Annotated in this window: 22 protein-coding genes and 2 riboswitches; of the genes, 3 read left to right on the top strand and 19 right to left on the bottom strand. The window is 51.9% G+C overall.

Annotated elements, in window-relative coordinates:
* Nucleotides 1–21: 21 nt before the first annotated feature.
* The 8 genes from spoIIAB to FPZ45_RS02715 all read right to left on the bottom strand — a co-directional run bounded on the left by spoIIAB (nt 22) and on the right by FPZ45_RS02715 (nt 9,948).
* Complete coding sequence (spoIIAB, locus tag FPZ45_RS02750) at nt 22–468, bottom strand: anti-sigma F factor (protein ID WP_144698111.1); 447 nt, start codon at nt 466–468, stop codon at nt 22–24.
* Nucleotides 465–818 carry an anti-sigma F factor antagonist gene (gene spoIIAA, locus FPZ45_RS02745; RefSeq protein WP_144698109.1) on the bottom strand — a complete coding sequence of 118 codons (354 nt, stop codon included), beginning with the start codon at nt 816–818 and terminating at the stop codon, nt 465–467. Before spoIIAA ends, spoIIAB begins: the two co-directional genes overlap by 4 nt.
* A 163-nt stretch (nt 819–981) precedes the next feature.
* A complete protein-coding gene (locus tag FPZ45_RS02740) occupies nt 982–2,130 on the bottom strand; it encodes a D-alanyl-D-alanine carboxypeptidase family protein (RefSeq protein ID WP_144698389.1) in 1,149 nt (382 codons plus the stop codon).
* A gap of 207 nt (nt 2,131–2,337) precedes the next feature.
* Nucleotides 2,338–3,441: a glycosyl hydrolase family 18 protein gene (locus FPZ45_RS02735; RefSeq protein ID WP_144698107.1), complete on the bottom strand. Its 1,104-nt coding sequence runs from the start codon at nt 3,439–3,441 to the stop codon at nt 2,338–2,340.
* Nucleotides 3,442–3,467: 26 nt separating this feature from the next.
* A complete protein-coding gene (locus FPZ45_RS02730; protein ID WP_144698105.1) occupies nt 3,468–5,228 on the bottom strand; it encodes a polysaccharide deacetylase family protein in 1,761 nt (586 codons plus the stop codon).
* 38 nt (nt 5,229–5,266) lie between these two features.
* Nucleotides 5,267–7,132, bottom strand: coding sequence for a glycosyltransferase family 2 protein (locus FPZ45_RS02725; RefSeq protein WP_144698103.1), 1,866 nt, complete (start codon nt 7,130–7,132; stop codon nt 5,267–5,269).
* A 30-nt stretch (nt 7,133–7,162) separates the two neighbouring features.
* Entirely contained in the window at nt 7,163–8,479 is a 1,317-nt protein-coding gene (locus FPZ45_RS02720; protein ID WP_144698101.1) for a nucleotide sugar dehydrogenase, read from the bottom strand.
* A gap of 17 nt (nt 8,480–8,496) precedes the next feature.
* The gene (locus FPZ45_RS02715) at nt 8,497–9,948 is read right to left on the bottom strand and encodes a polysaccharide deacetylase family protein (RefSeq protein ID WP_144698099.1); all 1,452 of its coding nucleotides are present in this window, start codon (nt 9,946–9,948) and stop codon (nt 8,497–8,499) included.
* Between the two features lie 307 nt (nt 9,949–10,255).
* Here FPZ45_RS02715 and FPZ45_RS02710 point away from each other — a divergent pair, with 307 nt between their 5' ends.
* Nucleotides 10,256–10,909, top strand: coding sequence for a class D sortase (locus tag FPZ45_RS02710; protein ID WP_246120292.1), 654 nt, complete (start codon nt 10,256–10,258; stop codon nt 10,907–10,909).
* A gap of 60 nt (nt 10,910–10,969) precedes the next feature.
* Here FPZ45_RS02710 and FPZ45_RS02705 read toward each other — a convergent pair whose 3' ends face one another.
* The 7 genes from FPZ45_RS02705 to ald all read right to left on the bottom strand — a co-directional run bounded on the left by FPZ45_RS02705 (nt 10,970) and on the right by ald (nt 21,278).
* The gene (locus FPZ45_RS02705; protein ID WP_144698095.1) at nt 10,970–11,788 is read right to left on the bottom strand and encodes a transglutaminase-like domain-containing protein; all 819 of its coding nucleotides are present in this window, start codon (nt 11,786–11,788) and stop codon (nt 10,970–10,972) included.
* A 12-nt stretch (nt 11,789–11,800) separates the two neighbouring features.
* A riboswitch (cyclic di-GMP riboswitch) is annotated at nt 11,801–11,884 on the bottom strand.
* Nucleotides 11,885–11,924: 40 nt separating this feature from the next.
* A riboswitch (cyclic di-GMP riboswitch) is annotated at nt 11,925–12,008 on the bottom strand.
* 96 nt (nt 12,009–12,104) lie between these two features.
* On the bottom strand, nt 12,105–16,601 hold the full coding sequence (locus tag FPZ45_RS02700) for a collagen binding domain-containing protein (protein ID WP_186438191.1): 4,497 nt from the start codon (nt 16,599–16,601) through the stop codon (nt 12,105–12,107).
* A gap of 194 nt (nt 16,602–16,795) precedes the next feature.
* Complete coding sequence (locus tag FPZ45_RS02695) at nt 16,796–17,623, bottom strand: purine-nucleoside phosphorylase (protein ID WP_425456937.1); 828 nt, start codon at nt 17,621–17,623, stop codon at nt 16,796–16,798.
* Between the two features lie 26 nt (nt 17,624–17,649).
* A complete protein-coding gene (deoB, locus tag FPZ45_RS02690) occupies nt 17,650–18,825 on the bottom strand; it encodes a phosphopentomutase (RefSeq protein WP_144698089.1) in 1,176 nt (391 codons plus the stop codon).
* A 34-nt stretch (nt 18,826–18,859) separates the two neighbouring features.
* On the bottom strand, nt 18,860–19,768 hold the full coding sequence (locus tag FPZ45_RS02685; RefSeq protein ID WP_144698087.1) for a tyrosine recombinase: 909 nt from the start codon (nt 19,766–19,768) through the stop codon (nt 18,860–18,862).
* A 97-nt stretch (nt 19,769–19,865) separates the two neighbouring features.
* Nucleotides 19,866–20,099 carry a DUF4227 family protein gene (locus tag FPZ45_RS02680; protein WP_144698085.1) on the bottom strand — a complete coding sequence of 78 codons (234 nt, stop codon included), beginning with the start codon at nt 20,097–20,099 and terminating at the stop codon, nt 19,866–19,868.
* A 63-nt stretch (nt 20,100–20,162) separates the two neighbouring features.
* Complete coding sequence (ald, locus tag FPZ45_RS02675; RefSeq protein WP_144698083.1) at nt 20,163–21,278, bottom strand: alanine dehydrogenase; 1,116 nt, start codon at nt 21,276–21,278, stop codon at nt 20,163–20,165.
* Nucleotides 21,279–21,450: 172 nt separating this feature from the next.
* On the opposite strand from ald, the gene FPZ45_RS02670 reads away from it, so the two are divergent.
* Nucleotides 21,451–22,560, top strand: coding sequence for a response regulator (locus FPZ45_RS02670; protein ID WP_144698081.1), 1,110 nt, complete (start codon nt 21,451–21,453; stop codon nt 22,558–22,560).
* A 43-nt stretch (nt 22,561–22,603) separates the two neighbouring features.
* Here the strand turns inward: FPZ45_RS02670 and FPZ45_RS02665 are convergent, their stop codons facing one another.
* Nucleotides 22,604–23,068: a glutathione peroxidase gene (locus FPZ45_RS02665; protein ID WP_144698079.1), complete on the bottom strand. Its 465-nt coding sequence runs from the start codon at nt 23,066–23,068 to the stop codon at nt 22,604–22,606.
* Between the two features lie 107 nt (nt 23,069–23,175).
* Here FPZ45_RS02665 and FPZ45_RS02660 point away from each other — a divergent pair, with 107 nt between their 5' ends.
* Nucleotides 23,176–23,667: a glutathione peroxidase gene (locus tag FPZ45_RS02660; RefSeq protein ID WP_144698077.1), complete on the top strand. Its 492-nt coding sequence runs from the start codon at nt 23,176–23,178 to the stop codon at nt 23,665–23,667.
* Nucleotides 23,668–23,738: 71 nt separating this feature from the next.
* Here the strand turns inward: FPZ45_RS02660 and fur are convergent, their stop codons facing one another.
* The 3 genes from fur to FPZ45_RS02645 form a co-directional block, all read right to left on the bottom strand.
* On the bottom strand, nt 23,739–24,200 hold the full coding sequence (gene fur / locus FPZ45_RS02655) for a ferric iron uptake transcriptional regulator (RefSeq protein ID WP_144698075.1): 462 nt from the start codon (nt 24,198–24,200) through the stop codon (nt 23,739–23,741).
* 35 nt (nt 24,201–24,235) lie between these two features.
* A complete protein-coding gene (spoIIM, locus tag FPZ45_RS02650) occupies nt 24,236–24,943 on the bottom strand; it encodes a stage II sporulation protein M (protein WP_144698073.1) in 708 nt (235 codons plus the stop codon).
* 67 nt (nt 24,944–25,010) lie between these two features.
* Nucleotides 25,011–26,219, bottom strand: a complete 1,209-nt coding sequence (locus tag FPZ45_RS02645) for an endonuclease Q family protein (RefSeq protein WP_144698071.1) — start codon at nt 26,217–26,219, stop codon at nt 25,011–25,013.
* Nucleotide 26,220: the final 1 nt, after the last annotated feature.

Here is a 26,220-nt window from a genome sequence, read left to right as displayed (position 1 = left end):
TCCAACCCCTACCGCGCGGTTTTAGTTAAACAACGCTTTTTTCGATTCAATCCGTTTTTTCATTCTTAGCGATGTGCCCCCGGTTAAAGAACTGACGACGTCGAATTCGTCCATGAAATTTTCCATGATCGTGAACCCCATTCCCGAACGTTCAAGTTCAGGACGAGAGGTAAAGAGCGGTTGACGGGCTAGTTCCAGATCTTCGATTCCTTTGCCCTCGTCGCGGACGGTTACGGAGAATATGTCGCCTTCGATCTCGGCCTCAACGGTAACGATGCCGTCGACACTGCCTTCGTAGCCGTGAATGATGGCGTTGGTCACCGCTTCCGAGACGACGGTCTTGATCTCGTCCAACTGTTCCAATGTCGGATCCAGTTGGGAGACGAACGCGGCAACGGCGACTCTGGCGAAAGCTTCGTTCTCGGACCGACTGGCGAAAGATAGCTGCATGTGGTTGCGTTCGTTCATGAGACGACCTCCAGACTGGCTAGCGCCGAACGTTCGGTGTCGTAGAACGGTAAAATCTTGAACAGCCCCGACAGCTCGAACAACCGCTTAACGCCGGGCTGCGTATCGCACACGACCATTTTGCCGCCTCGACTCTTGATCAGCTTATACCTTCCGAGAACGACCCCCAGCCCCGAGCTGTCCATGAATTGCAAATCTCTGAGGCTTAACACGATGTGGTCGCACCTGCCTCTTAGAATCGCATCCTCCATCTTGAATCGAACGATATCCGCCGTATGATGGTCCAATTCCCCTCGCAAACGAACGATCAATACGTTGCGCTGATGCTCCAGCTCAACCTGCAAGCTCATGTATACTTCCCCTTCCCCATATCCTGTTTGCCTTGTCACCATTTCTACGGACGGCTCTCCCATTCCTGCCCGGCGACAAAACTAGAAGCTACGTTGCCCGATTCGACATTTTCAGGCAAAGAAGGCGGAGACGTAAACCGTCTTGCCGCCTTACGCATACGCATTAATCGGAGAAAAAGAGATGGCCGGTCGTCCTGCGAAGCAGTGTCCACCACCCGGCGCGTTTTACCGCCAGGGGCGATTCCACCGGAAATTCGCTGATGACATCGTTCCCGCGGTAGACGACCAGCTTGCCGACCTGCTGTCCGATCTCAATGGGCGCTTTCAAGCTGTTTTTCAACACGAGTTCGTGGCGAATGTCTTGCCCTCCATCGCCTTTCTTGAGCAGCACGCTGTAAGAGTGTTTGGCCGTGAGCGGGATACGATCGATTTTACCTTTCTCTACGGTTAGTGTGCCGATCGGATCGCCTTTCTTATAGATCGGCACGTTCGTGTACTGCGCGAACGCATAATCGAACAAATGCGATACTTCGGCGTTGCGGGTTTTCGTATTCGGCTCGCCCATGACGACCGCGATCAAGCGCATATTTTCTCTGCGAGCCGTAGCTGACAGGCAGAATTTCGCTTCGCTCGTAAATCCGGTTTTCAGACCGTCGGCACCGCTGTAGAATCGAACAAGCTTGTTCGTATTGACTAGCCAGAACGGTTTCGGGCTACCCTTGCGTAAGTAATCTTGATATAGCCCCGTATACTTCGTAATTCCTTCGTATTTCAGCAGTTCCCGGGACATGAGGGCGATATCTCGGGCCGACGAAACATGGCCTTCGGCGGGAAGACCGTTGCAATTGGCGAATTTCGTGTTCTTCATTCCTAATTGGGCCGCTTTCTCGTTCATCATCGCGACGAACTGCTGTTCACTGCCGCCAAGCTTCTCCGCCAGCGCGACCGATGCGTCATTGCCAGATGCCAAGGCGACTCCCTTCAGCATATCCTCTACCGACATTTCCTCTCCCGGCTCTAGGAAAATCTGCGAACCGCCCATAGAAGCCGCGTATTCGCTAGCCCGGACCGTGTCCGATAATTTCAGGCGGCCTTCGTCGATCGCTTCCATGACGAGCAGCATCGTCATGATCTTCGTGATGCTCGCCGGGGGCAGAGCCGCCGTGCTGTTTTTCTCGAATATGACGGTGCCGCTGTCCGCATCTATCAGAATCGCGGATTTCGCGTTGGAAGCTAAATTAGCCGTCGGCTTATTTGCCGCAGGTTCTTTCGCTAAAACAACGGGCGGCATTGCTAAAACGAGCGTCAGCATCCAAGCAATCAATCTATACTTCGCGCGACTTCTCGATCCATATGTCTCGTTGCAGGCCAAAAGTGGCTCCCCCTCCTGAGGCCGTAAAACGGCCGAAGTATTTCTTTATTCTAGTTTGTCCTGCGGAAAGAAATATATTCCAATCGCTTTCCGATTCGTTATACAAAAAAAACGCGCCGTTACCGGCGCGCCTGAGTCATACATCTTCTATTCGACGTAATGGGAAGACGAGCTTCTAAGCTGATTCAAAGATTCGGGACTCAGCTCGTCCAACTTCCATATTGCGATGTTATATATTCCCGCGTTCTTGGCCGCATTAATCCATTGCGCTAAGGTCGTCCCGTCCGCGTACCATACCGTATGCTTCGCTTGATTCGAATCCTTATAATCGAACCGCAGCCCTCCGCTTGAACCGTCTCTCAGCGGGGCGGAGGAGCTGCGTTCGGCAAGCTTCGCCGCTTGCCCTTCCGTAATTCCGACGGCTTTGCCTGTCTCCAGTTGCCAGTCGAAACCGCCCGTCGCAAGGGCGATATACGGGGAACCGGGGAGCTTCTTCATCCGCGCGGCGTGTTTGGCGATAAAAGCGTCGTCCGCTTTAGGTCCGGGGCCGCTATGTCCGCCGTACAGATTATACGCCATCATCACGTACGTAGGTCCTTCCGGCAGATCCAACTTCTCGATAGGTGCGCGTGGCTCGAACACGACTCTCAGCGATTTGCCTTTCGTGTTCAAGCGGGCTTGAAGCTCGCGTATCAGCTGAACGAAATGGGGCCAGTCGTTTTCCGCGACCCGTTCATAATCAAGCTCGACGCCTGAGAGTCCGATCGTATCCACGATATCGACGATCTCGTCAATATGCCGCTTCCGGCTAGACCAATCGGCAACCAGTCTCGACACCAGCCCGGGATCCTTCTGGGATGCGGTTTCATCCGGAAATACGATATCGTTGACTAGAGTCAGGTACAGTTCTTTTAATTCCTTCCGTACGGCGATCTCTCTAATCTGGGGCAGTGCATCGCGAAAATCTTCCGTGATCAGCAAGCGGTCGGACGGATCGAAATACGCCGCGAACATCTGCAGGCTCGTCAGCCCGCCGGCAACGGCTTCCAGATCTGCTACCCCGGCTTCCCAGCGCCAATCGGCAATCCAGGCCGACCTTTCGGTTTTATGCTCCGTGATTTGCGGTTTTACGGCTGCGCCGAAGACATCCTGTCGGCACAAGTAAAGCGTGGTCGCGGCGACGGCGATTGCGCCAGCCGCCGCAAGTCCGAACAGGCGCTTGCGGCCGTTATATGCCTTGAGGCCGTTCATTCGCCGCACTCCTTCATTTCCAACTATTAGAACGTCTCGATCATCCAGTCCACCGTTGCGTCGAACGAGCGCATCGCTTCGTTGTACAGCTTCTGAAACCCGGTAAGCCTGTTGCTGTAAAGAACGTCCCCAGCTTTTCCGTTCCCTTTAAGAGCGCTGATCTTCAAGTCGTCGAATACGCCGTCGTAAATATTGTCCCTTTTGTTCTGCGCGTTCCAAGCCGACTCGATGGCGACTGCCCCCGAATCGATTGATGCATCAATGTCGCGGGCGATCTCAAAAGATCCTCCATCGATCGCGACGTGGAGCTTCGTTCCTTGCAGTACGATGTCGAGTTTCCGCGTATCCGCGATGTTCACCGGGTACTGGCTTTCTTCGGTCAAGTCGATTTTCGACGTTTGCGCTTGCGTATAGATCGTTGCTTTATTCAAAGCCAGGTCGGTTTCTTTCCAATCGATATCGTCCAATATCGATACTACCAACTTTTCGACGGGTTGTCCGGCTTTTTTCTGCTCTACGGACAGCACATTGTTATCCAAAGAGATCCGGACAAAAGAATCCTTGCCGCGGTCATATCTCGCATAGATCGTCTGCCTGCCTACAACGTTCCCGGCCAAGTCGGCGATCACTTTCACATCGCGGTAATCGTCGCTTTTTTTCAAGACCAGCATACCCGTACCGGAAGGTTCGGAAGTGAGCGCGATCCGGTTGCCGATGAATTCCGCTGCTCCCCGCGCCGTTTCCCAATCAGCGGCTCGCTTCTTTTCGCCGGTCAGGAATAACGCTTCTTTCCCGGTATCCTCCTTGATTTTCATGAGCAGGTGATTCGTATACCAGTAAGGGGCCGGCTGCACGCGGGACAGATCGTAGACGTCGTGCTCCTTGCCGTTAAGGGCATCTCCCTCGCGATTAAAATGCATTTTGAATACCCGGCGGATATTGGCGTCATTCACGTCGGTCACCAGTCGGTTCATGTCCGAACCGAGCGCATTGGCGTGCATGATCATATACGTGTTCGGAACGAATCCAAGCTTGTCCGTATAAATCTGCTCCATCAGCACGTAATCGTCCGTAATTCTTTTCTCCATTTGCGGACGGTCTTCCGACGGAATCATGTCCTTGTCCCGGAGAAAGTCCATTAGATAATGGTTGTAATAATCGATTTTCATTTTGTTTCGCAATTCGTTCTCGTCTTTCAAGCCGACAAAACGGCCTTCGCTGTCGAAAATATTGATGTAAGTCAAACGATAACCGTTGCTGCCAAGTTCCCAGTAACCGTTTTTCATCATTTTTTTCATATCGCCCGGCTGCAAAAACTTACCGTCGCCGTTGCCCATTTTATTCGCGTAAGAAAGAAACGTCGCCTTAAAATTATATTTCTCGAGAAGCGGCTGAGCGAACAGCTCCGAGTCGTTACGTCCGTCCTCGAAGGCCAAAAACAGCGCTTTATCCGGCAGCTTCTTCCCTTTTTCGTAATAATCCAAAATGTCCTGCTGCGAGATCGTGACGTATCCCATTTCTTTGAGTACCTTAAGCTGTTTGTTCAATTGTGCTTTAGCGATCAGCTTCGGCGTTCCCGAACGGCTGACGCCGAAATACGACAAGGCAATAAACCCTTTATCGTTCGTCCACTTCGACTTGTCCGGTTCAGCGTACTTCTCGACGTTTACAAGCGTTTGAAATAAGACGATGCCAATGAAGACCAGTATCGCGAGCTGTATCGTCGTTTTTACGGCCTTGAACCGATTTTTTTTGCGGTAGTTAAGGGCGGGACTCCGTTCTCCCATTCCTGCCTCTCCTTACTACGGAAACCTTTCAACCGCTGCTATAGCGGCATTTCGGTTTCCTTTTTGTTTTTTTGCTTTCGCGCGGCTTTTTTGTTTCTGGCTTCGATATCTTGCGGGGTATCTCTCGTTCCCCAGGTCGACTTCCAGAAAGTCACCCATGCCACGGGCATTTGCCAGAGCAGCACGAACTCGTAGAAAACGCAGAAGACGAGTCCGAATAGCCACAACCTGCTCTTGCGGAAAAACAGATGTGCCAAGCTCATCAACATCGCCATCATGAGCAACCCCACCAGGAACGTCCCCGGAAAAACATGATGGAATATCGGCACGTAGATCAAGTTATAAACGACGATGACGGGTGCAGCGATCGGCACGACAAGTCCGATAAGGAAGAAAAGCGCCATGAAAGGCTCCTTCCGCCACATGAACGTACTCGCCCGCAATGATTCCCGCAGCCAAGAGCGTTTCCAGCGCATCTGCTGTTTAAGGAATACTCCCATATCCGAGGGCACGATCGTGGAGCATATCGCCTTATCCTGATAGGCCGTGCGGTGAGTTCGCAATATAAAGTTAGTCATGCTTCGATCATCGCCGAACGTTGCCGGCTGCCCGAGGAATTTCTGCGTCAACCATGCGTCTGAATGCTTTAGAACTAGCTCTTTGCGATAGCAGGACAATGGGCCGGACAAGCATGTGACGCTGTCGAACCAGGATTCGGCTGCTTTCATAATGCGAAATGCGATGTAATAGCGAACCGTCTGAAGCTTGGTAATGGAATTGGTGAACTTGTTTTCCACGTCCGTGCGACCTGCGACGCCACCCATCTTTGGGTCCTGGAACGGCTGAACAAGATGCCGGATCACATTCGGTTCAAGAAAGCTATCCGAATCGACGAAGACGACCAGATCATGCTTCGCCATCTTCACCCCTTCGACCAGTGCGACGCGCTTGCCGCCGTTCTGTGGAAGAACGTGCATTTTCACTCTTTCTTTTGTGCCGAATCTTTCGGATTCGCTCTGAATCATTTCGATGACTTCACGAATGCGTTCCACGGAACGATCCGTCGAACGATCGTCGACGACGATGACTTCCAGCTTGTCCGGAGGGTAATCTTGATTGACGCAGCTTAGTATCGTGCGGTGAATCCATTCCTCCTCGTTAAAGCACGGAATAATAATCGATACGCCGGGCGTATAGTCCGGCGACACCGGGACGTCCCTGTAAAATGCTCCGAACAAATAACGAGACAACAGAAACGCGGCTGCGATCATGCTGTATAAATAGAGCCAGACATTGTATTTGAAGTAAATTACGCTTTCCGCCCGCATGAGCATAACGAATACCGTCGCAACGAATAAGAGTCCGCTGGCCATATAAACGGAGTAGCCCCAACGCTTCCTCTGAAAGTACTCCGTAAGGGGCTTGACGAACTCAAAAGCGACCATTGTTTGCTCGACTCCGTCTTGCTCGCGGGTAAATACGCGGATGGCAGTCGCTTGCGTACTTACGCCGAGTTCGAAGCCTTCGGGCATCGCGCCGGGTGGAATCCGAAAACGCAGCTTCGCAGTTCCTCCGACCTTGAAATCTGCGCTTGAAGATTCGAAAGATACGAGGATACCCGTTGAAGAAATATCCACGGACCGTCCCTTGACGTATTGTTTTTCGCCCTTTCTGGACGGAACGACCGTTACTTCGAATTCGGCAACGTAGCGAAGACTAAGCAACCGAAGCTTCTCCAGCTCATCCGTTGCTGGATTCCCATTTCCCGCGGAATCGGTCTTCGTCCCCCTGCGATCGTGCATCACGCGAATGTTTTCAGGATCCGGAACGTTGGACAATCTGCGTCTGTCCTCTTTCCGAACGGTCAACACTTCTTCTATCCGCTTTTTCTTCTTTTTAAACACTTCACTGTCTCCAATCCGAGAATCAGATCTTCAAAGACTCCAATAATGAAAGCCGCTGCTTTCAAAATCCCTTTTATCGTAAACACCTTTAATATCGATCAAAATTTTCGTTCCGCCACCCGTTTCGTACATCTTCTCGAATTCGCGAACGTCCATCGTTGCGAAGCAACGGTGAGGCACGGCAACGACGACGACGTTTAAGTCGCGCATATTGTCGATGTCGGTCAATTCGATGCCATATTCTTCGTACACTTGATGCCGATCAACCCACGGATCGCTTACCTCTGGAACTACGGCATATTCTTTGAATTCTTCAACGATATCGATGACTTTAGTGTTTCGGATGTCCGAACATTCTTCTTTGTAGGCAAGGCCGAGTATTCCGATCTTGGCGCGCGAGATATCGACTTTTAATTTGACGAGCAGTTTAACGATGCTTTGGGCAATATATTTGCCCATGCCGTCGTTAATATGGCGTCCGGCAAGAATGATTCGGGAATGATAGCCGGTATCTTCCGCCTTATACGTCAAATAGTAAGGATCGATGCCGATGCAGTGCCCTCCGACAAGCCCCGGTTTAAAGGGCAGGAAATTCCACTTCGTGGCGGCGGCTTCCAGAACCGCCTTTGTCGGAATATCCATTTGATGAAACAGCATCGACAGCTCGTTCATAAAGGCGATGTTGATGTCGCGTTGTGCGTTCTCGATGACTTTTGCTGCCTCGGCCACTTTAATGCTTTCGGCTCTATAAACACCCGCATCGATAATCAGTTCATACATTTTGGCTACCGTTTCAAGCGTTTCGCCGTCCATGCCGGATACGATCTTCACGATATTCTCGAGCTTGCGCACTTTATCCCCAGGATTGATCCGCTCGGGGGAATAGCCGACCTTGAAGTCGATCCCGCAACGCAAGCCGGATTCCGCTTCCAATATGGGGACGCACACTTCCTCTGTTACGCCCGGATAAACCGTCGATTCAAAAACTACGATCGACCCGTGAGTCAGCTTGCTCCCTACGATTCGGCTGGCGCTCTCGACGTATTGGAGATCCGGAACGTTGCCGCTCCGAACCGGCGTCGGCACCGTAATGACAAAGAAACGCGCTCTCCCGAGTAGTTCCGGATCGCTAGTAAAAATCGCCGTGCTGTTCCTAACAGCCGCGTTTCCGATATCCCCGGTCAAGTCTATTCCGTCTTTGTAGTCCGCGATTTTTTTCTCATTTACGTCGAATGCGATCACTTCCGCTCGATTCGAGAAGGCGATCGCCAACGGTAATCCAACATAGCCTAGCCCGACGACCGCAAGCGGCTCCATCCGATCGACGATTCGTTCGTATAATCCCATAAAAACCTCTCCTAACGTTAGTCCGTAAGCCCCATCATATCCACCAATTTCACAAAAGTAAAACCTTCCGATTTCAGCCGATCGATGGCGACAGGAAGCGCCTCGACCGTGTGAATGTCATCCAAAATATGCAGCAGAATGACGCTACCGCTGTCGATTTTATTCATAATCGTGTTTACGATCTTATCCGCGGAATTGTTTACATCCCAGTCGAATGTCGTGACGTCGTAAAGCGCGATATTCGAATAACCGGTCGCGGCGATAATACGCGCCGTTTTGTCGTCGACTTCGCCCGTCGGGGGCCGGAATATCATGGCAGGTTTCTGCTGAATCGCGTAAGTGATCACTTGGTGGGCTTTGATCACTTCCTCCTGCAGCTGCTCCGGCGTCAGCGTGGTCACGACCGGATGCGAGTACGAGTGGTTGGCTGCCTGGTGCCCTTCGTCCACGATAGCCCTCGCCAGATTCGGATTCGCTTCGGCCCCGTTCGCACGAAGGAAAAACGTCGCCTTGACTTGCTTCTCGGCCAATATATCTAATATTTTTGTAACCGTATAATCCGTCCCCCAATCGTCGAACGTCAGAGCGATTTCTTTCCGGCTCGTCTCTTTCTTGGCGAACATGCGATATTTGGCGTTCTCATAATCCGGGTTGAGCTTGGCAGCGTCATATCCGGGAATTTGCTCTAGCGGCTTTCTTTCGCTCCCATGCAGGGCCAAGTCATGAAGCGGAATAAAGCGATACCCGACATCGATAGACGCCTTCGCCAGAAGGCTTACCGCTTCTATGATGTCTTCGTCTTCCTGCGTATCAATCGCAATGATGCCGCCCCTGGTGATATATTTTCGAAGATAAAGGTACTTATCTTTCGCGTCCTCCCCTTGCCAGTTGTGCAAAAACAAACTGTAGGAGACGACGGCATCCATTCCGTTCTGCGCAGCGGCCAGTCTAATGTCGTCGTTAAAATCCCCCGATCGGGTTCTTAAATATCGCGGAGCAACGCCCGTTTCTCTCTCGATGATCGTGTTGCTCATTTGAATCTCTTTGTGTATTTGTTCATAGTCGAGCTTGGTCATATCCAACCGATTTAAAGTATTGTTTTCAAGCTCATGACCTCTCTCGACGATCATTTTCGCGATGTCGGGTTCTTCGGCAACCCTCATTCCCGGAACGAAAAACGTGGCCTTGATTTGGTAAGTATCCAACGTATCCAGCAGATTTCTCATCATTTTCTCGCTTCCCATTCCGTTAAAGGTCAGGGCAAGCTCTTTTTTGGTCGTATAGACGAAAGGAAATTCCTTGCTCATCGGCCCTTCGTAGCGAACAACTTTCGGTTCGTCGGGCTTCGCTTCCTCTTGCTTCGCATTCCCGGCAAACAGACCGCATCCGGCAAGCAACGCCATTGCCGCCAAGAAAGCAATCGATATCGTGCCGCGAATTTGACCGGTTCCATTCCTTAATCGCTTCATGCAAGTACTCCTCTACAAGAACTGTCGCCTATCAAATTATGATCCTATTGAATCAATAATCATAGGTTGAATGAACCAATAAATTATAATGGATCCATGACCAAATAACTAGATCAAATGGAAAACATTTATCATTATATCGACCGAGACTGAACAAATTCTGTACAATCCCCGTTTTTTCGTCCCGATCTCCTCCTTCATATGTCTAGTTTTTGTTCAGTTTAATGGTTTATTATTTTATGGATGAAGAAGGTCTGCGCAAAATACCCCGCATGGTAAATTTATGAAGAGCTTTCGGAGGAACGAAGTGAGAAAACTACCCTATATCTTGATCGCTGTAGGAATTATGCTGCTCGCCTTCCCGGCGGCGAGAGAATTTTATTATGACTGGAAACAACAACATTTGTTGGACGATATTGCCGACGATCTTTCGAAGCAGCGGCTATCGAATGAACGCTTGCACTCGGAATATGACCGTTTAGCCTTCCTTTTCGACGAGCATTCACAAGAACCAAGCGCTTCCCCGGTATCCGCCCCTTCCGATGTTGAGGCGCCGCAGATGGACGGCAATGTGATTGCGATCGTCTCGATCGACAAAATCGATCTAAAGCTGCCGGTGCTCGAAGGCGCGACTAAACAAAATATGAACGTGGGAGCAACGCACTTGACGGAAACCGCACTGCTAGGCGCTCCGGGGAATGCGGCCATCGCAGCCCACCGCGCTCGAACCAAAGGAAGGTTATTCAATAGACTGGGCGAGGTCGAAGTCGGAGATCGCATCGCGATTCAAACTGCGGACGATAAATTCGTTTACGACGTATCTAACATCAAAAGGGTCGAGCCTACGGATTTATCGGTACTGGAGAACGAAGGAGACGAATCGATACTTACGCTCATTACCTGCGACCCGCTTGTTAATCCTACTCATCGGTTAATCGTTCAAGCGCATCTAATCGAATAAGCATCGGAAGATCATAAAAACTGCCGGAACCCTGAATGGAGGGTCCGGCAGTTCTGTTTTTTAATAGACTTTCTGAGGCTGATAGTCGCTTGCTTTCTTTTGGAACGTTCCTTTTTTGCTGGACTTGATCAGTCCCGCGTCGATCGTCGTGTCCACGACGACCCATTTGCCGTTCAAAAAGACTTCGTTCCATGCATGATATTCGTCAAGGAGTTTGGTCGTCCCCATGACTAGTTTCGTCGGGATCCCTTCGCTCCGAAGCATGGCCGCGTACAATGTCGCATATCCGTAGCATATGCCCTTGCCTGTAACGAACGTATTATCAATATCCGGAATATAGTCTGATGTTACCTTCTTGGCCAGTTCTTTGTCATACCGGATGTTGTTCACGATGTAATCGTAGATGGCGACGGCTTTCTGCTCGTCCGTCTTTTGTCCACTTGTCAATTCTTTTGCTTTGGTAGTCGCTTTAACCGCATTCGTCCAGTTCACGTTCTGCACGGGGTGCAGAAATACGTTCGCGGTGTCCGCCACGCTTATGTCCGCTTTCTCTGTGAGCGCAACCTTGTATTTGTTCCCCGAGACGTTTTCCAGAATCGAGATCTCGTACGACCCGTCTCCCATCTGCAACGGCAGCCATACGGTTTGTTGATTTGCGCTCGCATCGAGCGTATAGATATAACTGGCCGAACCTTTCGCCACTTTCACTCTAGTAAGAACGTCGCTCTTGACCTCATAGTTAACGCCAATGACTCCTTCTTCAAGCTTGGATTTGTCCAACCCTTGGACATTCCCAGCCGGATCGGCGAACGCTAGGGCGGGAATCGCAATAAACAAAGCGATCGATAACGACAGTAATCTAATCATTCTGCTGATCATGGAGAAACCCCTTTCGGCAACTGGCTGCCAACCTCGAAGAGGGAAGGCCCTTTAGTTTTGCGCCCCTGTCTTTCGACAGGTTTGCCGTTTGTCGTCTGCGTTTATCCATTCCGAAAGAACAAAAAAAGCCCGTTCCTTCGGCAACTGGCAACCATCCTCTGAGAGGGAAGGCCCTATAGCTTTGCGTCCCTGCCTTTCGACAGGTTTGCCATTTTCGCGACTAGCTTAATATCTATAATTCTACCCTATTCTCCGAATAAATACAAGAAAATAACCTGCCGAAAATCGGCAGGTCAGGTAATATTTTCTCTATTATTTATTTGCGCAGCGCTTTTCTGCGAATCAGGAAGAATACGCCAAGCAAGGCGAGACCCGCTCCCGCGATTTGAATCGGCAGATGGCTATCTTCTCCCGTCTTCGGCAACGTCTTTCCGTCGGCTCCAGCGTTCACTCCGCCGCGAGGAACGCCGTCCACGTCGACCTCGACGAGAATCTCCTGTTCGTTGCCATCCTTATCGGTCACGATGACCGTGAAGGAATCTTTGCCTTTATAGCCTTTGTCCGGCGTATATTTCCATTTGCCGTCCGGCTTAACCTCTACGGTGCCGTGTTTCGGGTCCTCTCCGGCGCGAGCTTTGCCGCCTTTAGGAACGTCGGTTTTCTTTTCGATCGGCTTGTCCACTTTCGTCTTTTCTTTCTCTACTTTCGGTTCTGGATCCGGCTTCTTACTTGGTTCCGGACTTGAAGTCGGTTCCGGACTTGGAGTCGGTTCCGGACTTGGAGTCGGTTCCGGGCTCGGTTTCGGTTCCGGGCTCGGTTTCGGTTCCGGACCCGGCGTCGGTTTCGGATCTACCGGAGGAGTTCCGCCGCCACCGCCGCCTGAGCTTGGAATTCTAACGTTTGTTTTCTCGACCCGTTCTACCGCCGTTTGATTTTCCTTTATTTCGAATTCCACCGGATCGGTATTCAAATAGTATCCTGAAGGCGCTATTTTCTCGACAAAGCGATACTTATTCGGAGCCAATCCGTCCAGGTTCAATTCGCCATTTACATCCGTCACCAGTTTAGAAGAATCTATGCCCGTTACCAACTCATAAATATCGTTTCCTTCGAGATCCGTGAACGCCGTCTTGGCCCACAATTCGAATGTTGCGCCTTGAAGGACGTGATTGCGATATTCATTATACTTCGTCAGCTTGACCGACCGAATGCTCTTTTTATTCTCGATAAGCAATCCCGTCGTCTGCTTCTCGATGGACACGGGAGTTTCCGGGTTCTCGATGACGAAACCGTCGGCTTTCGTCTCGACAAGCGTGTACGGACCGAAAGGCAGATTGGTAAATTCGACAACGCCGTTCACTTCTGTAGTTCCTTTGGCGACGACAGCATTCGCCGCATCGCGAAGCTCGAACTCCACACCCTCAAGCAGATCGTTATGATCGTCGGCATTCACTTTGGTGACGACCAGATTGCCGCCGGAGCCGCGCTTGTTCGAAGCCGACAACTCGACGATTTTCGTCTGGTTAGCCACGATCGTCAACGGAATTGGTTTTGCATCCAGTTCGTAATACTTCGGAGGCGCGATTTCCACCAGCTTGTAGTTGCCAGCACGCAGATCTCCAAGAGCGATTCTTCCGTTGCCGTCCGTCGTCAAGGTTGCTACGACGATATCGCCCGAGTCGCGCAATTCGAATACGGCGCCTTCAAGCAGCTGATTCGGATTTGCGAAATCTTTCTTGATCAATTCAAAGCCTTGGCGAATGACTTTGTTCGTAATTTCGAATGGAGCTTTCTCGTCCGCGAACTCGATTTTCTTCCCGGTCGCGGCGCCGAAATCGGCATCGATCAAATACCCGGACGGAGCGGATACTTCCTTAAGCTTGTAAGGGAAGCCTTGGCTAGTGGCATTCTTGTATCTGTATTTGTATTTATTGACCGTAATCGCTTCACCTTTTGCATCGGTGGTCAACGTTTCCAGTAGAATCGTGAACGTATCGTTCCACAATTCGAAAACGGCGCCCGCAACAGGCTTTCCAAGATCGTCCTTTTTGACGATTTTGATTTTTTCCCTGCCGTTTGAGCCTCCATTCGCATCGGCAAGAACGACTATAACGCCTTGTTTGTTATCCGTGCCTTTCGCCGAAACGGTCTTGCCCGCATATTTAAGCTCGTTTTCGATTCTGTCTTTGTCATTGGCATTAATATAAGTGCTGTATTTCAGCAAATAGACGGTTTCCACAGCATTCTTAAACGTAATCTTGAAATGATTTGCGGTCGGCGGATCCAGCGTGTATTCATTCGGATCCAATACCGTCCCCGTAATCGGAAGCGTTGCGGTATCGGTGGTCGGCAACGTGACTTTATAAAGCTTGATCGAATCCGCTAGTAAAATTTGATTGTCGGAAAGCGTATCCTCTACGATCGAGCCTGGAGCGATATACGACTGGCTTGGGTTCAGATGCACCGTCCAATCGGCTTTATCCGTCTTTCCGATCTGGCTGCCGGTTTTGTATACGTTTTCGCCGCCATGCTTCGGCGTTACCGTGGCTCTCTGATCGAAAATCAGAGGGCCGGTGCCATCTTTGAGCGTAGCATGATTCGAGTAGTCCCCGTCGATAGGGTACTGGCCACCGATCTTAGTTTCGTATACGACCCGGTAGGCTTTTTTCTGGAGATTGCCTAACTTCAGCGTAAAGCCTTGCCCATCGAGATTCCATTCTGGTTGACCGGCGGGCAAAGTCACCTCGCTGCCTTGCTCTACCTGATTGTTCGTGGAATCCAGATCCAGCTCATACACCTTAAATAACTCGGGAATCGGCTCCAAATGGCCTTTAGTCGCTGTATAAGCGTCGGTGATAATCGCGTCGGTCACGTCATGAAGATTGTAGTTGACGTCGATCGTCCACTTGATCTTTTTATCTCTAGGATTATATTCGCCTTTTTTGAGGCCGTTGTTGCTCGTATAGTCTAACGGTTTGACTTCGTCCCACTTCGTGATCGTCTTCGCGCCGTTAACGTCTTCATAAGTCATGATGGCCGTGTTTTTATAATTCACGTCTGCCGGCTTGCCTTTTGTGGGGTCGAACGAAGTCATGAAAGTAATTACGTGCTCTTCGTTGATGGTTTTACCCGGCTTCAATTCGAGAGTGAAGCCGCTGCTATAATCGGCTGAGGTCACCAACTGGAAATCGCTGGTGGCGCTGAGCGGATTGCCATCCACCTCGATCGTTCCCGGCAAAAGAGCCATATGGTTGCCGACGTACTTGTCTTCGATCTTAATCTTGCTCATTTGCTGCTTGTCGTGGTTAATGGTCAACTTCCAGGTGATCGTCTTATTCTTGAAGTCCGATCCCGTAGCTTGTTTAACGAAGATTTGTTCGTTGAAAGAACCATTGGCCGACCGGGATACCGTACCGCCTCCGGTATAGACTTGATTTGTCACGCTCGTATTGCTGTAGATCCGGTTGTTCGCTTTCGTTCTATATTCGATATCGTAGGCTTTCGTCACACCGGATGCAAATTGAATATCGAAGCCACCCGCAGCGGGTAAGATCGAATACTCAGTGGCTGCTATTGGCGTTCTTGTTCCGGGATTCCCGTTAGCGTCGATAGGGACTTCATAAACCGTGACAGAACCGGGAACAAGGCTATGGACGGTCGTTGCGAATCGGTCCTCAAGCTTGGCTTGAGTGATATTTTGCAAATTGTAATTGTACTTGATTTTCCATTTAATCTCCTGGTCCGCGCCGTTGTAACCGATACTTTCTTTTTCCAACGGCTCGTTGAAACCGACAGTTACCGTGCTGGAATCGGTCTTACTGTAGCCCCCGTCTCCAGTCAACAAGACATTGTTCGTATAGGACACGTTCTTGAACGGGTCCGAAGTCGGAGGAGCGATCGTTGTTTTGTATACCGCTCGATAAGCTTTATTGATGTTGCTTGGGAGAGTGACCGGAAAACTTGAAGACGTCATTACCGGCGTCGGATTGGCAACCTTTACTCCGCCGTTCGGTTGGATCTGAAGTTCAAAGATCTGGATGTTTCCCTTGAGAGCCAGTCCGGCCGGCAGAGTATCCGTAAGCTTGGCATTCGCGATCGACTGCTCGCCTTGGTTAAAATCGACGACCCATTCGATCTCGTCCGGGTTGAAATTGTTGGCGGTACCGTTCTTTAGGGCAGTACCCGATTTCTTGAGTTTGTCTTCCGCTATGTTCGCGAATGTGACATCGATCTTTCCTTGTCCGGCGGAAGTGAAGTCGAACTCCTGCTTAAGTCCGCCGTCCAATTTGGATTCATCGAACTGCAGCCAGACATAAAATTGGCCGTCGTAACCTTGCTTGTTATTGATGCTAACGCCCGGATGGGTCCCGAACGTAAACGTCACTTCGCCGCTGGGCTTAACGACAAAATCGCCGGCATCGCCCGATAACGTTCCAGAGATCTGAGAAGGAACCTTAAATTGGGTCGGCAATTGGAAGGTATAGGTATCTCCATCACTGTACAAATGGCCGTCAGGCAAGTTCCAATCCAAAATGATCGCCGTGGAAGCGTCAAATTTGGGCGGTACAACTTGAATGAGGTCCCCTTGCGGAGTAACCGTTCCGTCTACTGCGTCGAAGAGCGGTTTCTTGTTGTACATCTCTGCTTTAGTAATCAAACTTCCCGTGATTGCCGTGCCCGCCGCTTGCGAAGACGGAGCTATGAACAATTGCGATACCAACTGCAAGACAAGCGCAAGCGCTACGAAAATCGTTAACTTCTGCTTGGCTTGCCGCGCTCTAGACTTGCTAACTCTCACTCTGCTAATTCTCACGTTTCCCATCCTCTCCTTCAAATCCAAAGGTCGTTCTCCATTTTCCGCATGCAAAAATAACGCATAGTAGAATTCTAAAGATACGACCTGAACAAAATCTGAAAAGAATGCCGCAATGGATCGAGTCGAGTCGTAACAACGCGAAAGGGAGCCTGCGCCTCGAGCGCAAGCTCCCTACTCTATATATCGTCTATTTACATTTTCGGAATGACCGTCAAGACCAGCGACAGGAACTGTTCCTTTACGAGTTCGGTCGTCTCCATGACTTCCTCGTGCGAGAGAGGCTGATCGAGTATGCCCGCGGCCATGTTGCTGATACAGGAAATGCCGAGCACTTCGATGCCCGAATGCCGGGCCACGATAACTTCGGATACGGTGGACATGCCTACGGCATCCACTCCCAACGTGCGCAGCATGCGAATTTCCGCAGGAGTCTCGTAGTTCGGGCCGAGCAATCCGACGTATACGCCTTCTTGAACGGAGAAGCCGAGCTCGGCGGCCGTTTCCTTCGCGATACCGCGCAGCCTCGGACTGTACGCGGCCGACATGTCGGGGAAACGTACTCCGAGCGCATTGTCGTTTGGTCCGATCAACGGGTTGCGTCCCGTCAAATTAATGTGATCCGAGATCAGCATCAGATTGCCGGGCTTATAGTCCAGGTTAATGCCGCCCGCCGCGTTGGTGACGAGCAGGGTCGCTACGCCCAGCGCCTTCATGACTCTGACGGGCAGCGCCGTGCGTTCTGGTTCGTAACCTTCGTACATATGGAATCGTCCGCGCATCAGGATGACACTCCGTCCTTGGAGTTTCCCGATGAGCAGCTCCCCCGCATGTCCTTCGACGGTCGAAACCGGAAAATGCGGAATATCCTCGTAAGGAATCGTAACCGCATCCTCCAGTTCGTCTCCGAGCACGCCAAGGCCCGACCCTAGAATCAATCCAATGTCCGGCCGCACGTCCGTCGTTCTGCGAATATACGCGGCAGCTTCCTCGATCATCGTTATTGTTATCGTATGTGCCATATTCATTCTCCCTCCGCCGAAAGCGATTATTTCAACAAGTGAAGCAAACTTCTCCCGTGCGTGGCATATTCAACGCCGAAATTGTCCGAGATCGTCGCGGCCAGATCGGCGAAAGTCGCGCGATCGGCGAGTTCTCCCGTTCCGGTAAAGCTCGGGCTCCACGCCAATAACGGCACGTATTCCCTTGTATGGTCCGTACCCGCATGGATCGGGTCGTTGCCGTGGTCCGCGGTGATGATGAGCAGATCGTCTTTGCCCATCGCTCCCATGAGTTCGGGTAACGCCCGGTCGAATTCCTCCAAGGCGCGCCCGTACCCTTCAGGGTCGCGGCGGTGTCCGTATAAGGAGTCAAAGTCGACGAGATTCACGAACAGAAATCCGTGGAACCCGGATTGCATTTCCTTTAACGTCACGGCGATGCCGTCGGCGTTGCTTTTCGTCGAAGTCGCTCGCGTGATGCCTTCCCCGCTGAAAATATCGTTGATCTTCCCAACCGATACAACATCCAGCCCTTTGGCTTTCAGCGCGTTCAGCACCGTCTGGTGCGGCGGCTTCACGGCGTAATCGTGCCGGTTCGGCGTCCTCTTGAACGCGCCCGGATGTCCGACGTACGGCCTGGCGATGACTCTTCCGACGGAGAACTCCTCTTTCATCGTTAAGCGGCGAGCAACCCGGCAGGCGTTATATAGCTCTTCCAGCGGTATTACATCTTCGTGGGCGGCTAATTGAAACACGCTGTCCGCCGAAGTGTATACGATCCAAGCGCCCGTTTTCATTTGTTCGGCGCCGAGCTCGTCCAATATTTCCGTTCCGGACGCAGGCTTATTGCCGATGACGTGTCTGCCTGTCTGCTCTTCGAATTCCCTGAGCAGACCGGCAGGAAAACCGTCCGGGAACGTCCGAAAGGGCTTGTCGATACGAAGGCCCGCGATTTCCCAGTGTCCGGTCATCGTATCCTTCCCGATGGACGCTTCGGCCATTTTCCCGTAATATCCCGATACGTTCTCTTCCGGCTCCCAGTTGCCTAGCTTCGCGATATTGCCAAGCCCCAGCTTGCGCATATTAGGCAATGACAGCCCCTGCACCCGCTCGACGATATGTCCAAGAGTATGAGCGCCTTTATCTCCGAATTGTTCCGCATCCGGCATTTCCCCGATCCCGACGCTATCTAAAACAATTACCGTTATCCGTTGATAAGTCATCGTTAGTTCCTCTCTTCGGCATCATTATTAGTGGTTAGTCGATCCGCTTGGCACCCGCTCGCGGATGATTGCGCTCATGGATCTCCATAAGCTTCGGTTTGACCGTCGGTAAATACGCTTGCGTCGATGCGGGAGCGACATGCCCCAGCATTTCCTGCACCGCCCGAATATCCGCTCCGTTCTCGAGCAGATGCGAGGCGAAGGAATGTCGCAGCGTATGCGGCGTGACGACCAATCCCGATTGATCCGCGTATTTCTTTAACGTCTTCCAGAATCCTTGCCGAGACAGCCGCGCCCCCAGATGATTGAGGAATAAAGCTGATTCCCGTTTATCGTCCCGTGCCAAACGCGGTCTGGCTACTTCCAAATACCGCGATACCCAAGCAGTACCTGCGGAGCCGACGGGTACCATTCTTTCCCGTCCTCCCGTACCCAAGCATAGCAAAAAACCCATGTCGAGTCTAATGTGCTCGACATCGAGCGAGACCAACTCGGATACCCTCAAACCGGATGCATAAAGCACCTCTAGCATCGCCCGATCCCTTAGCCCGATGTCTTCGCTTGTATCGGGCATTTCGAGGAGCTTGTCCAGTTCCGATGCCCGAACCGTCCGAGGAGGTTTCTTCTCCGCTTTCGGCGCCTCGAGGAGGATAGCGGGATCGTAGTCGACCGCCCTTTGAAGAACCAGATACTTGCAGAAGGACCGAATAGAGACGGTTCTTCTCGCGATCGTCGCGTTTGACCGTCCTTCCTGCCGCAAAACGTTCAAATACGCGGTCAAATGATGGGCTTTCAACTCGTTCGAGCGGTCAATTCCCAACTTCTCCAAGTAACCGATCATATCGGATAAGTCACCAAGATAGCTTTGAACCGTATTGCGCGAAACCCTTCGTTCATCCGATAAGTATGCGAGATAGGTTCGCAGCCAGTTATCCAATTCCATATGCGCTTCCTTTCGTCTTGCAGCCGCGATCCGCCTATCCTCGCGGTTCGTCTATTATTTCAACGCGACGGCGGTTAATTCCTGCCGGTATCCCCCATCATTCCCCCAACCAATAAAATAAACGAAGACGATCTCCCGGGGAGCTTTCCGGGTTGCTTCCTTCCCCGGCATGAAAAACTTTCGCAGCTCTCCCCTCGGGTACTTTGTATGGATCCACCGGTCGTAACCAGCTATGGAACCACCCGAAAAAACCGTGAACGAACACCGTCAGCGCAAGAAAAAGGAGCGTATAATGCAATCGCTCCCACCATTTGTTCAAAGGCTCTTTCATCCTCGCTTCCCCTTTCTAGTCCAAGCTCTTACTCATCCGTATGTCAGGGGAAGGGAATTCATGTCACCATAAGCTTTCCAACTTCGCGAACGGCGCGCCCACGGCTTCGGCGACCCGCGGATGGGTGATCGCGCCGCGATAAGCGTTAACGCCGAACGCCAGCATCGGATTGGACATGATCGTTTCCTGGAATCCGCTCGCCGAAAGCTGCAAAATATAGTCAATCGTCACGTTCGTAAGCGCAAGCGTCGAGGTTCGCGGCACGGCGCCCGGCATGTTGGCAACGGCGTAATGGATGACGCCGTGTTTCTCGTAGATCGGGTTCTCGTGCGTCGTCGGCCGATCGATCGTCTCGATCGAGCCGCCTTGATCGACAGCCACGTCGACGATAACGGCACCTTTTTTCATCGACTTGACCATCTCTTCCGTCACAAGTCGTGGCGCGCGGGCACCTGGGACGAGCACGGCGCCAATCAACAGATCAGCCCTTCTCACGGCGTTCGCGATATTGTACGGGTTACTCGTCAACGTCCGGATCCGTCCCTGAAACACATCATCCAAGTAACGCATCCGATCCGCGCTCTTCTCCAGAACGACGACTTCCGCTCCGAGACCAAGAGCCATCTTCGCCGCATTCGTGCCCACGATTCCCCCGCCGATGACGATCACTTCGGCGGGAGGCACTCCAGGGACGCCGCCGAGCAATACGCCGCGTCCGCCTTGAAAGGCTTCCAGGAACTTGGCGCCTTCCTGTACCGACATTCGTCCCGCGACTTCGCTCATCGGCGTCAATAGGGGAAGGCTGCCGTTCGGTGCTTGGATAGTCTCGTAGGCGATCGCCGTGACTTGCCGTTCCGTTAACACGCGGGCCAAATCCGGAGCTGCGGCCAAATGCAAGTAAGTAAACAGGATTTGTCCCTCGCGGAAATATCCGAACTCTTCCGCAACCGGTTCTTTGACTTTCACGATCAATTCGGCTGCGGCCCACACTTCGGCGGCCTCATCGACCATCCGTGCTCCGGCCGCTTCGTATTCCGAATCCGGGAAGCCGCTGCATTCCCCTGCACCGCGCTCCACGATCACCTCTTGCCCTTGCTTCACGATCATCTCGCAACCGGCGGGCGTAAGCGCCACGCGATATTCCTGTTTCTTGATCTCCTTAGGCAATCCGACGATCATTGCTTTACCTCCCGACTTCCGGTATTATCTTTATCCATTACCTTATCCCCGCGCCGTGAAAATATGTGCAGCCCTATCTTCGATATCCACTCATTCCTAGGTTGTCGCATGCCGATAAATGAAGTAACACTAAAACAACGCAGATCAGGTCTAAGGAGAGAAAGAATGCCTTATGAGAGCCATATTAGTTGATGATGAGAGTTTGGCATTAATGGATCTGCAAAGACAATTGGGCAAAATCGGCGGCATCGAGATCGTCGGGATGTTCCAGAACGCCGAAGACGCGCTGGGGAAAATCGGCGATATCAAACCCGACGTCGCTTTTCTCGATATTGAAATGCCGGAGATTTCCGGATTGGAGGCCGCCGAGAGATTTCATAAGCTGGACGACGGCATCGAGATCGTTTTCGTGACCGCCTATGAGGATTATGCGATCAAGGCGTTCGAGCTCGCCGCGCTCGACTATGTGCTCAAACCGATCAATTCCGATAGATTGATTCGAACCGTCGAACGATTGAAGCGGCGTGCCTCGATCCCCACCGGCGAGGCGGAAGAGGAGGCGCCAGCCGCCACGGTCAGCTGTTTCCAGAGGCTGAACATTGAGTACGGCAAAGGAGAACCCTTCTCTTGGCGCACCGTTAGAGCCCAAGAGCTGTTTGCGTATATGGTTTACAAAAGAAATCAGCCGGTGCGCAAAGACATACTGCTCGAGCTGTTATGGCCGAACAGCGATTACAAAAAGGCGTATACGCAGCTCTATACGACCGTCTATCAGATTCGTAAATCGCTGGAAAGCGCGGGACTGTCGATTCGGCTGACCAACAGCGGGAGCGATTATTATCTGGATTTGGGCGATAATCGCTGCGACGTGCATGATTGGGAGAACGACCGCCTGTCGTTGCCTGAACTCACCCCGGATACGGCCGAAGAGCATATGAGATGGCTTCGCGCGTACAAGGGGGATTATTTGTCCGAGAACAATTATTCGTGGGCGGAAAACGAGCGTCAAAGGCTTCGTGATATGTGGTACAATCATGCGATCGAGGTCGAGGAGATGCGAAAAGTTTCCGGATACCCGAAAGAATCTTTGGAGCTATACGGACTGATGGAGACATGGTTTCCATATACCGAAGAAGTGTATTTTCTCGCCATGAAATACTATGCCGCGAACGGCGATGCGGGAGCGGCTAAGCTTAAATACGATCAGCTCTGCTCGATGCTCGAGGAAGAGTACGGCATACAACCGTCGATAACCGTGCGTCAATGGCGCGACAGCTTATAAGAAAGGGAGGCCATTGGCCTCCCTTTTCCGTCCGTTATCGGTTTTATGCGAGCAGACTCTCGACGTCCGACGCGATGTCGAGCGGTTTAACCGACGAGTCGTATTGTTTGACGACGCGGCCTTCGCGATCGACAAGGAACTTCGTGAAGTTCCACTTGATTTCTCCGCCCGTCTCTTCCGTCAGATAGGTAAAGATCGGATCGGCTTCCGGTCCCTTAACGTCGACTTTCTCGAATATCGGGAAAGTCACTCCGTAATTCAAGCTGCAGAACGCTTCGGCTTCTTGGGACGTACCCGGTTCTTGTCCGCCGAATTGATTGCACGGAAAACCAAGCACGACGAGGCCTTTCTCCTTATAAGACTCGTGTAAGCTCTGCAAATCCGCGTATTGCGGCGTAAAGCCGCATTCGCTTGCCGTATTGACGATCAGCATGACGCGATCTTTATATTGATTAAACTGTACGGTTTCTCCGTTGGCTTTGCGGGCTGAGAATGAATAGATCGACATAGTTATCCCTCCGTTTTAGGTTTTACATTAACATTCGGAATTGTGCCTGTCAAAATGTTTTGTTACGATGGTGAAAAAGCCACATCTCTCCAAGGAGGAGTCTGGGTATGTCCTTATACGATATTTCGGTTCAATCGGCTCGGGGCGACAACATGAACTTGTCCGAGTACGCCGGTCAAGTGATGCTCATCGTCAACACGGCTAGCCGTTGCGGCTTCGCCCCCCAGTTCAAAGGCTTGCAGAAGCTGCACGAGACTTACGCGGATCAGGGATTGGCCGTGCTGGGCTTCCCCAGCAACCAATTCGCGAACCAAGAGCCGCTCGAAGACGGTTCGATCGCTGAGCATTGTTTGATTAATCATGGGGTGACCTTTCCGTTGTTCGCCAAGATCGACGTTAAAGGAAGCGACATTCATCCGCTCTATCGACACTTAACGAAAGCGGCCCCGGGTTTAATCGGCCTTAAAAGCATCAAATGGAATTTCACGAAATTTCTCGTTGATCGGCAAGGCAAAGTCGTCAAACGATTCTCCCCGACGGCTTCGCCCGAAAAAATCGAGGGTACGATCCGCAAGCTGCTTCAGAAACAGACGGTTTAATTGAGCCATCGACCGAGCTTGCACAAAAGGCTGTTCCCGCCATAAACCGTCGGGAACAGCCTTTCTTCTTTTTACGATTTATCGTCGGAAGATTCTTTCGCTTGGCACTTCGCGCAAATGCCTTGAAAATCCAGGCGATGGTCGAGCACGTTAAAGCGATATTCCTTCTCCAAACGTTCTTCAAGCGGTCCGAGCCAATCGTCCATAATTTCGGACATAGATCCGCATTTGATGCAAATCAAGTGATGATGATGATGTTTATTGCTATCCGTACGCAGATCGTATCGAGCGACTCCGTCTCCGAAATTCATTTTCTCGACGACATGCATTTCGCTTAGCAACTCAAGCGTCCGGTAGACGGTAGCAAGACCAATCTCGGGAGCCTTGTCCTTTACGAGCATAAACACGTCTTCCGCGCTCAGATGATCTTCTTCGTTCTCGAGAAGCACGCGAACCGTCGCTTCTCTTTGCGAAGTCAACTTGTAGCCCTGGGACTGCAATTGCTGTTTTATTTTATCGATGCGGGCTTGCATATTTTCCCCTCCGGTCGCTGCTGCACTTCCCTTCATTATAGGATGCGGTCATTCGATTCGTCAAACCTTGTCATCTCGATTCCTCGACTTTCAGTAGAAAAGGAAGAAGATTCGGAGGGGTACACGGACGGCGTTACCCGCTCCAGCAGGCGAGGCGACACGTAAGCTTCGTATAACGACGCCGCGCACAACAGGAGAATCATAAGACCCGTAACCGCGGAATGCGCGAGAAACGGGGGCAGAAGCTGCCCCTTGCGGCGGAATAGGCGTTCTTTGACGATAAAGTAAGCGAATCTTGTCGCGGATATGCTGGCGATCATAAGCGCGGGCACGACGATCGCGTTCTGGGGCGCCGTCGCGGCCAGGAAGAAGAGTACGCCTTTCCAAGCGAGTTGTTGGGTTAGCAGCGCCGCCGCGAAACCGATCAGTACCCCTTTAAGAAAATCGAGCACAAGCACGAGGGGCAGGCCGATCACGGACAATCCGAGAAACCAGATCAAGAGCAGCCATTTTCCGTAAAAGAAAAAGCTGTCCCAGAATGCCGCCGCAGGCGAGAGGTCATGCGGATGATTTATATTAGCCATATAAGCGCCGATAACGTCCGCAAGCTCCTGTTGCTGCTCCAGCGTCAGCGCATTTACGAGCAGCGCCCCGAATATCGCGCCTACCAGTACGAGGACTCCGACAAAAACATACAAATTTAAATTATCGCGAGCAGATAGATTCCACAGCCGAAAGTTCAAGCCCCATTCCCCCTCGTCCGAACCGGACAGGTTTCTCGTACCTCATCCTATGTTGGACGAGGGGGATTTATGAGCGGCGGATGCTTCCGTAACTCCCCCCGCTTCCAGATGAAAAGCTAAGCAGACCATCTCTTGCATCGACGATGAGATCGGCGATCTTCTCGCCCGTTACGGGGGCGATTTCGTCCCGTGAAATTCTGTGCAGCACATCCATCTCCGTTCCGACCTCGGCGAATAAGCGCTCTCTCTTGGCCGGTCCGAGTCCGGGGAAGAAGGACAGCGGCACTTGCTGTCGATAGGGCGGACGCCCATCTATAAGAACGGAACGCTCCCGGTCAGCAAGTTGGCTGATCCGCTCTGACACTCCCCGGGTAAGCTTCACGCTGCCGCAGAAAGGGCAGACGCCAGATGTCTCTTCCGCTTTCGTAACAGCTTTGCGGCAGGCGTTGCAGTAGGTTGTATGATACTTGCCAAGCTCCGGGTGCAGGCCATAATTCGCCACGATTTTACGGCCGTCCGCGCCCTTAAGTACCTTGGCGAACTCCGCGAACGATGGCTCGCTAAGCAACAGCTCGTTGCATTCGCGTCCGATCATCCCCGTGGAATGGGCATCGGAGTTCGTCAGGAACGGATAGCGGTCGAGTTCGGACAAATATCCGGCCATGTCGGTGTCCGCGCTTAAGCCCAACTCTATTGCTGCGATGCCCTCGGGATCGAGCCGATCCGCCAATCTGTCCGCCGAGCAGCCGAGCAGCCCTCTGTGTGGCGTAAAGACATGCGCCGGAACAAGCAGTCCGCCCCTCGCAAGCAGCTCGTCTTGCAGTTCTCTCGCCGGGACGCGGATGCGCTGCGAACTCAAATTCACATTCGTCACGCGCGGCGCCATCCATGCCGTCCATTCCAGCATCGCATGCAAATCGGGCAAATAACCGAGCAGATGGAACGGCCCGCCTCCCTCTTCCTTGAGTTCCATTTCCGTTCCGAGAACGATCGTCGTCCCCCCATACCGGATGCCGCCCCCTTCGATTTCTTCCATTTCTCCGGAATGAAGGCAATCCATAATATCTTTCTGGACGGCCGGCGAGTGACAGTCAATGATGCCGATGAGCTCGATCCCTTTGCGCTCGTAAGCTTCTTTGGCGATGTTCCTGAACGTCAAATCTTTGCTTCCGCTGATCTTCACCGGTTGGCCGTCTTGACTGCGTCCAATATGGACGTGCAGATCGGCGAAACATGGACTCAACCCGTTCGTTTCTTGGCCTTCGCGTTTCTTCATG

The sequence above is a fragment of the Cohnella terricola genome, from assembly GCF_007786475.1.
GTDB lineage: Bacteria > Bacillota > Bacilli > Paenibacillales > Paenibacillaceae > Cohnella > Cohnella terricola.
The sequence above is the reverse complement of the archived record's forward strand: the minus strand, read 5'-3'. Positions and strand labels throughout refer to the sequence as shown.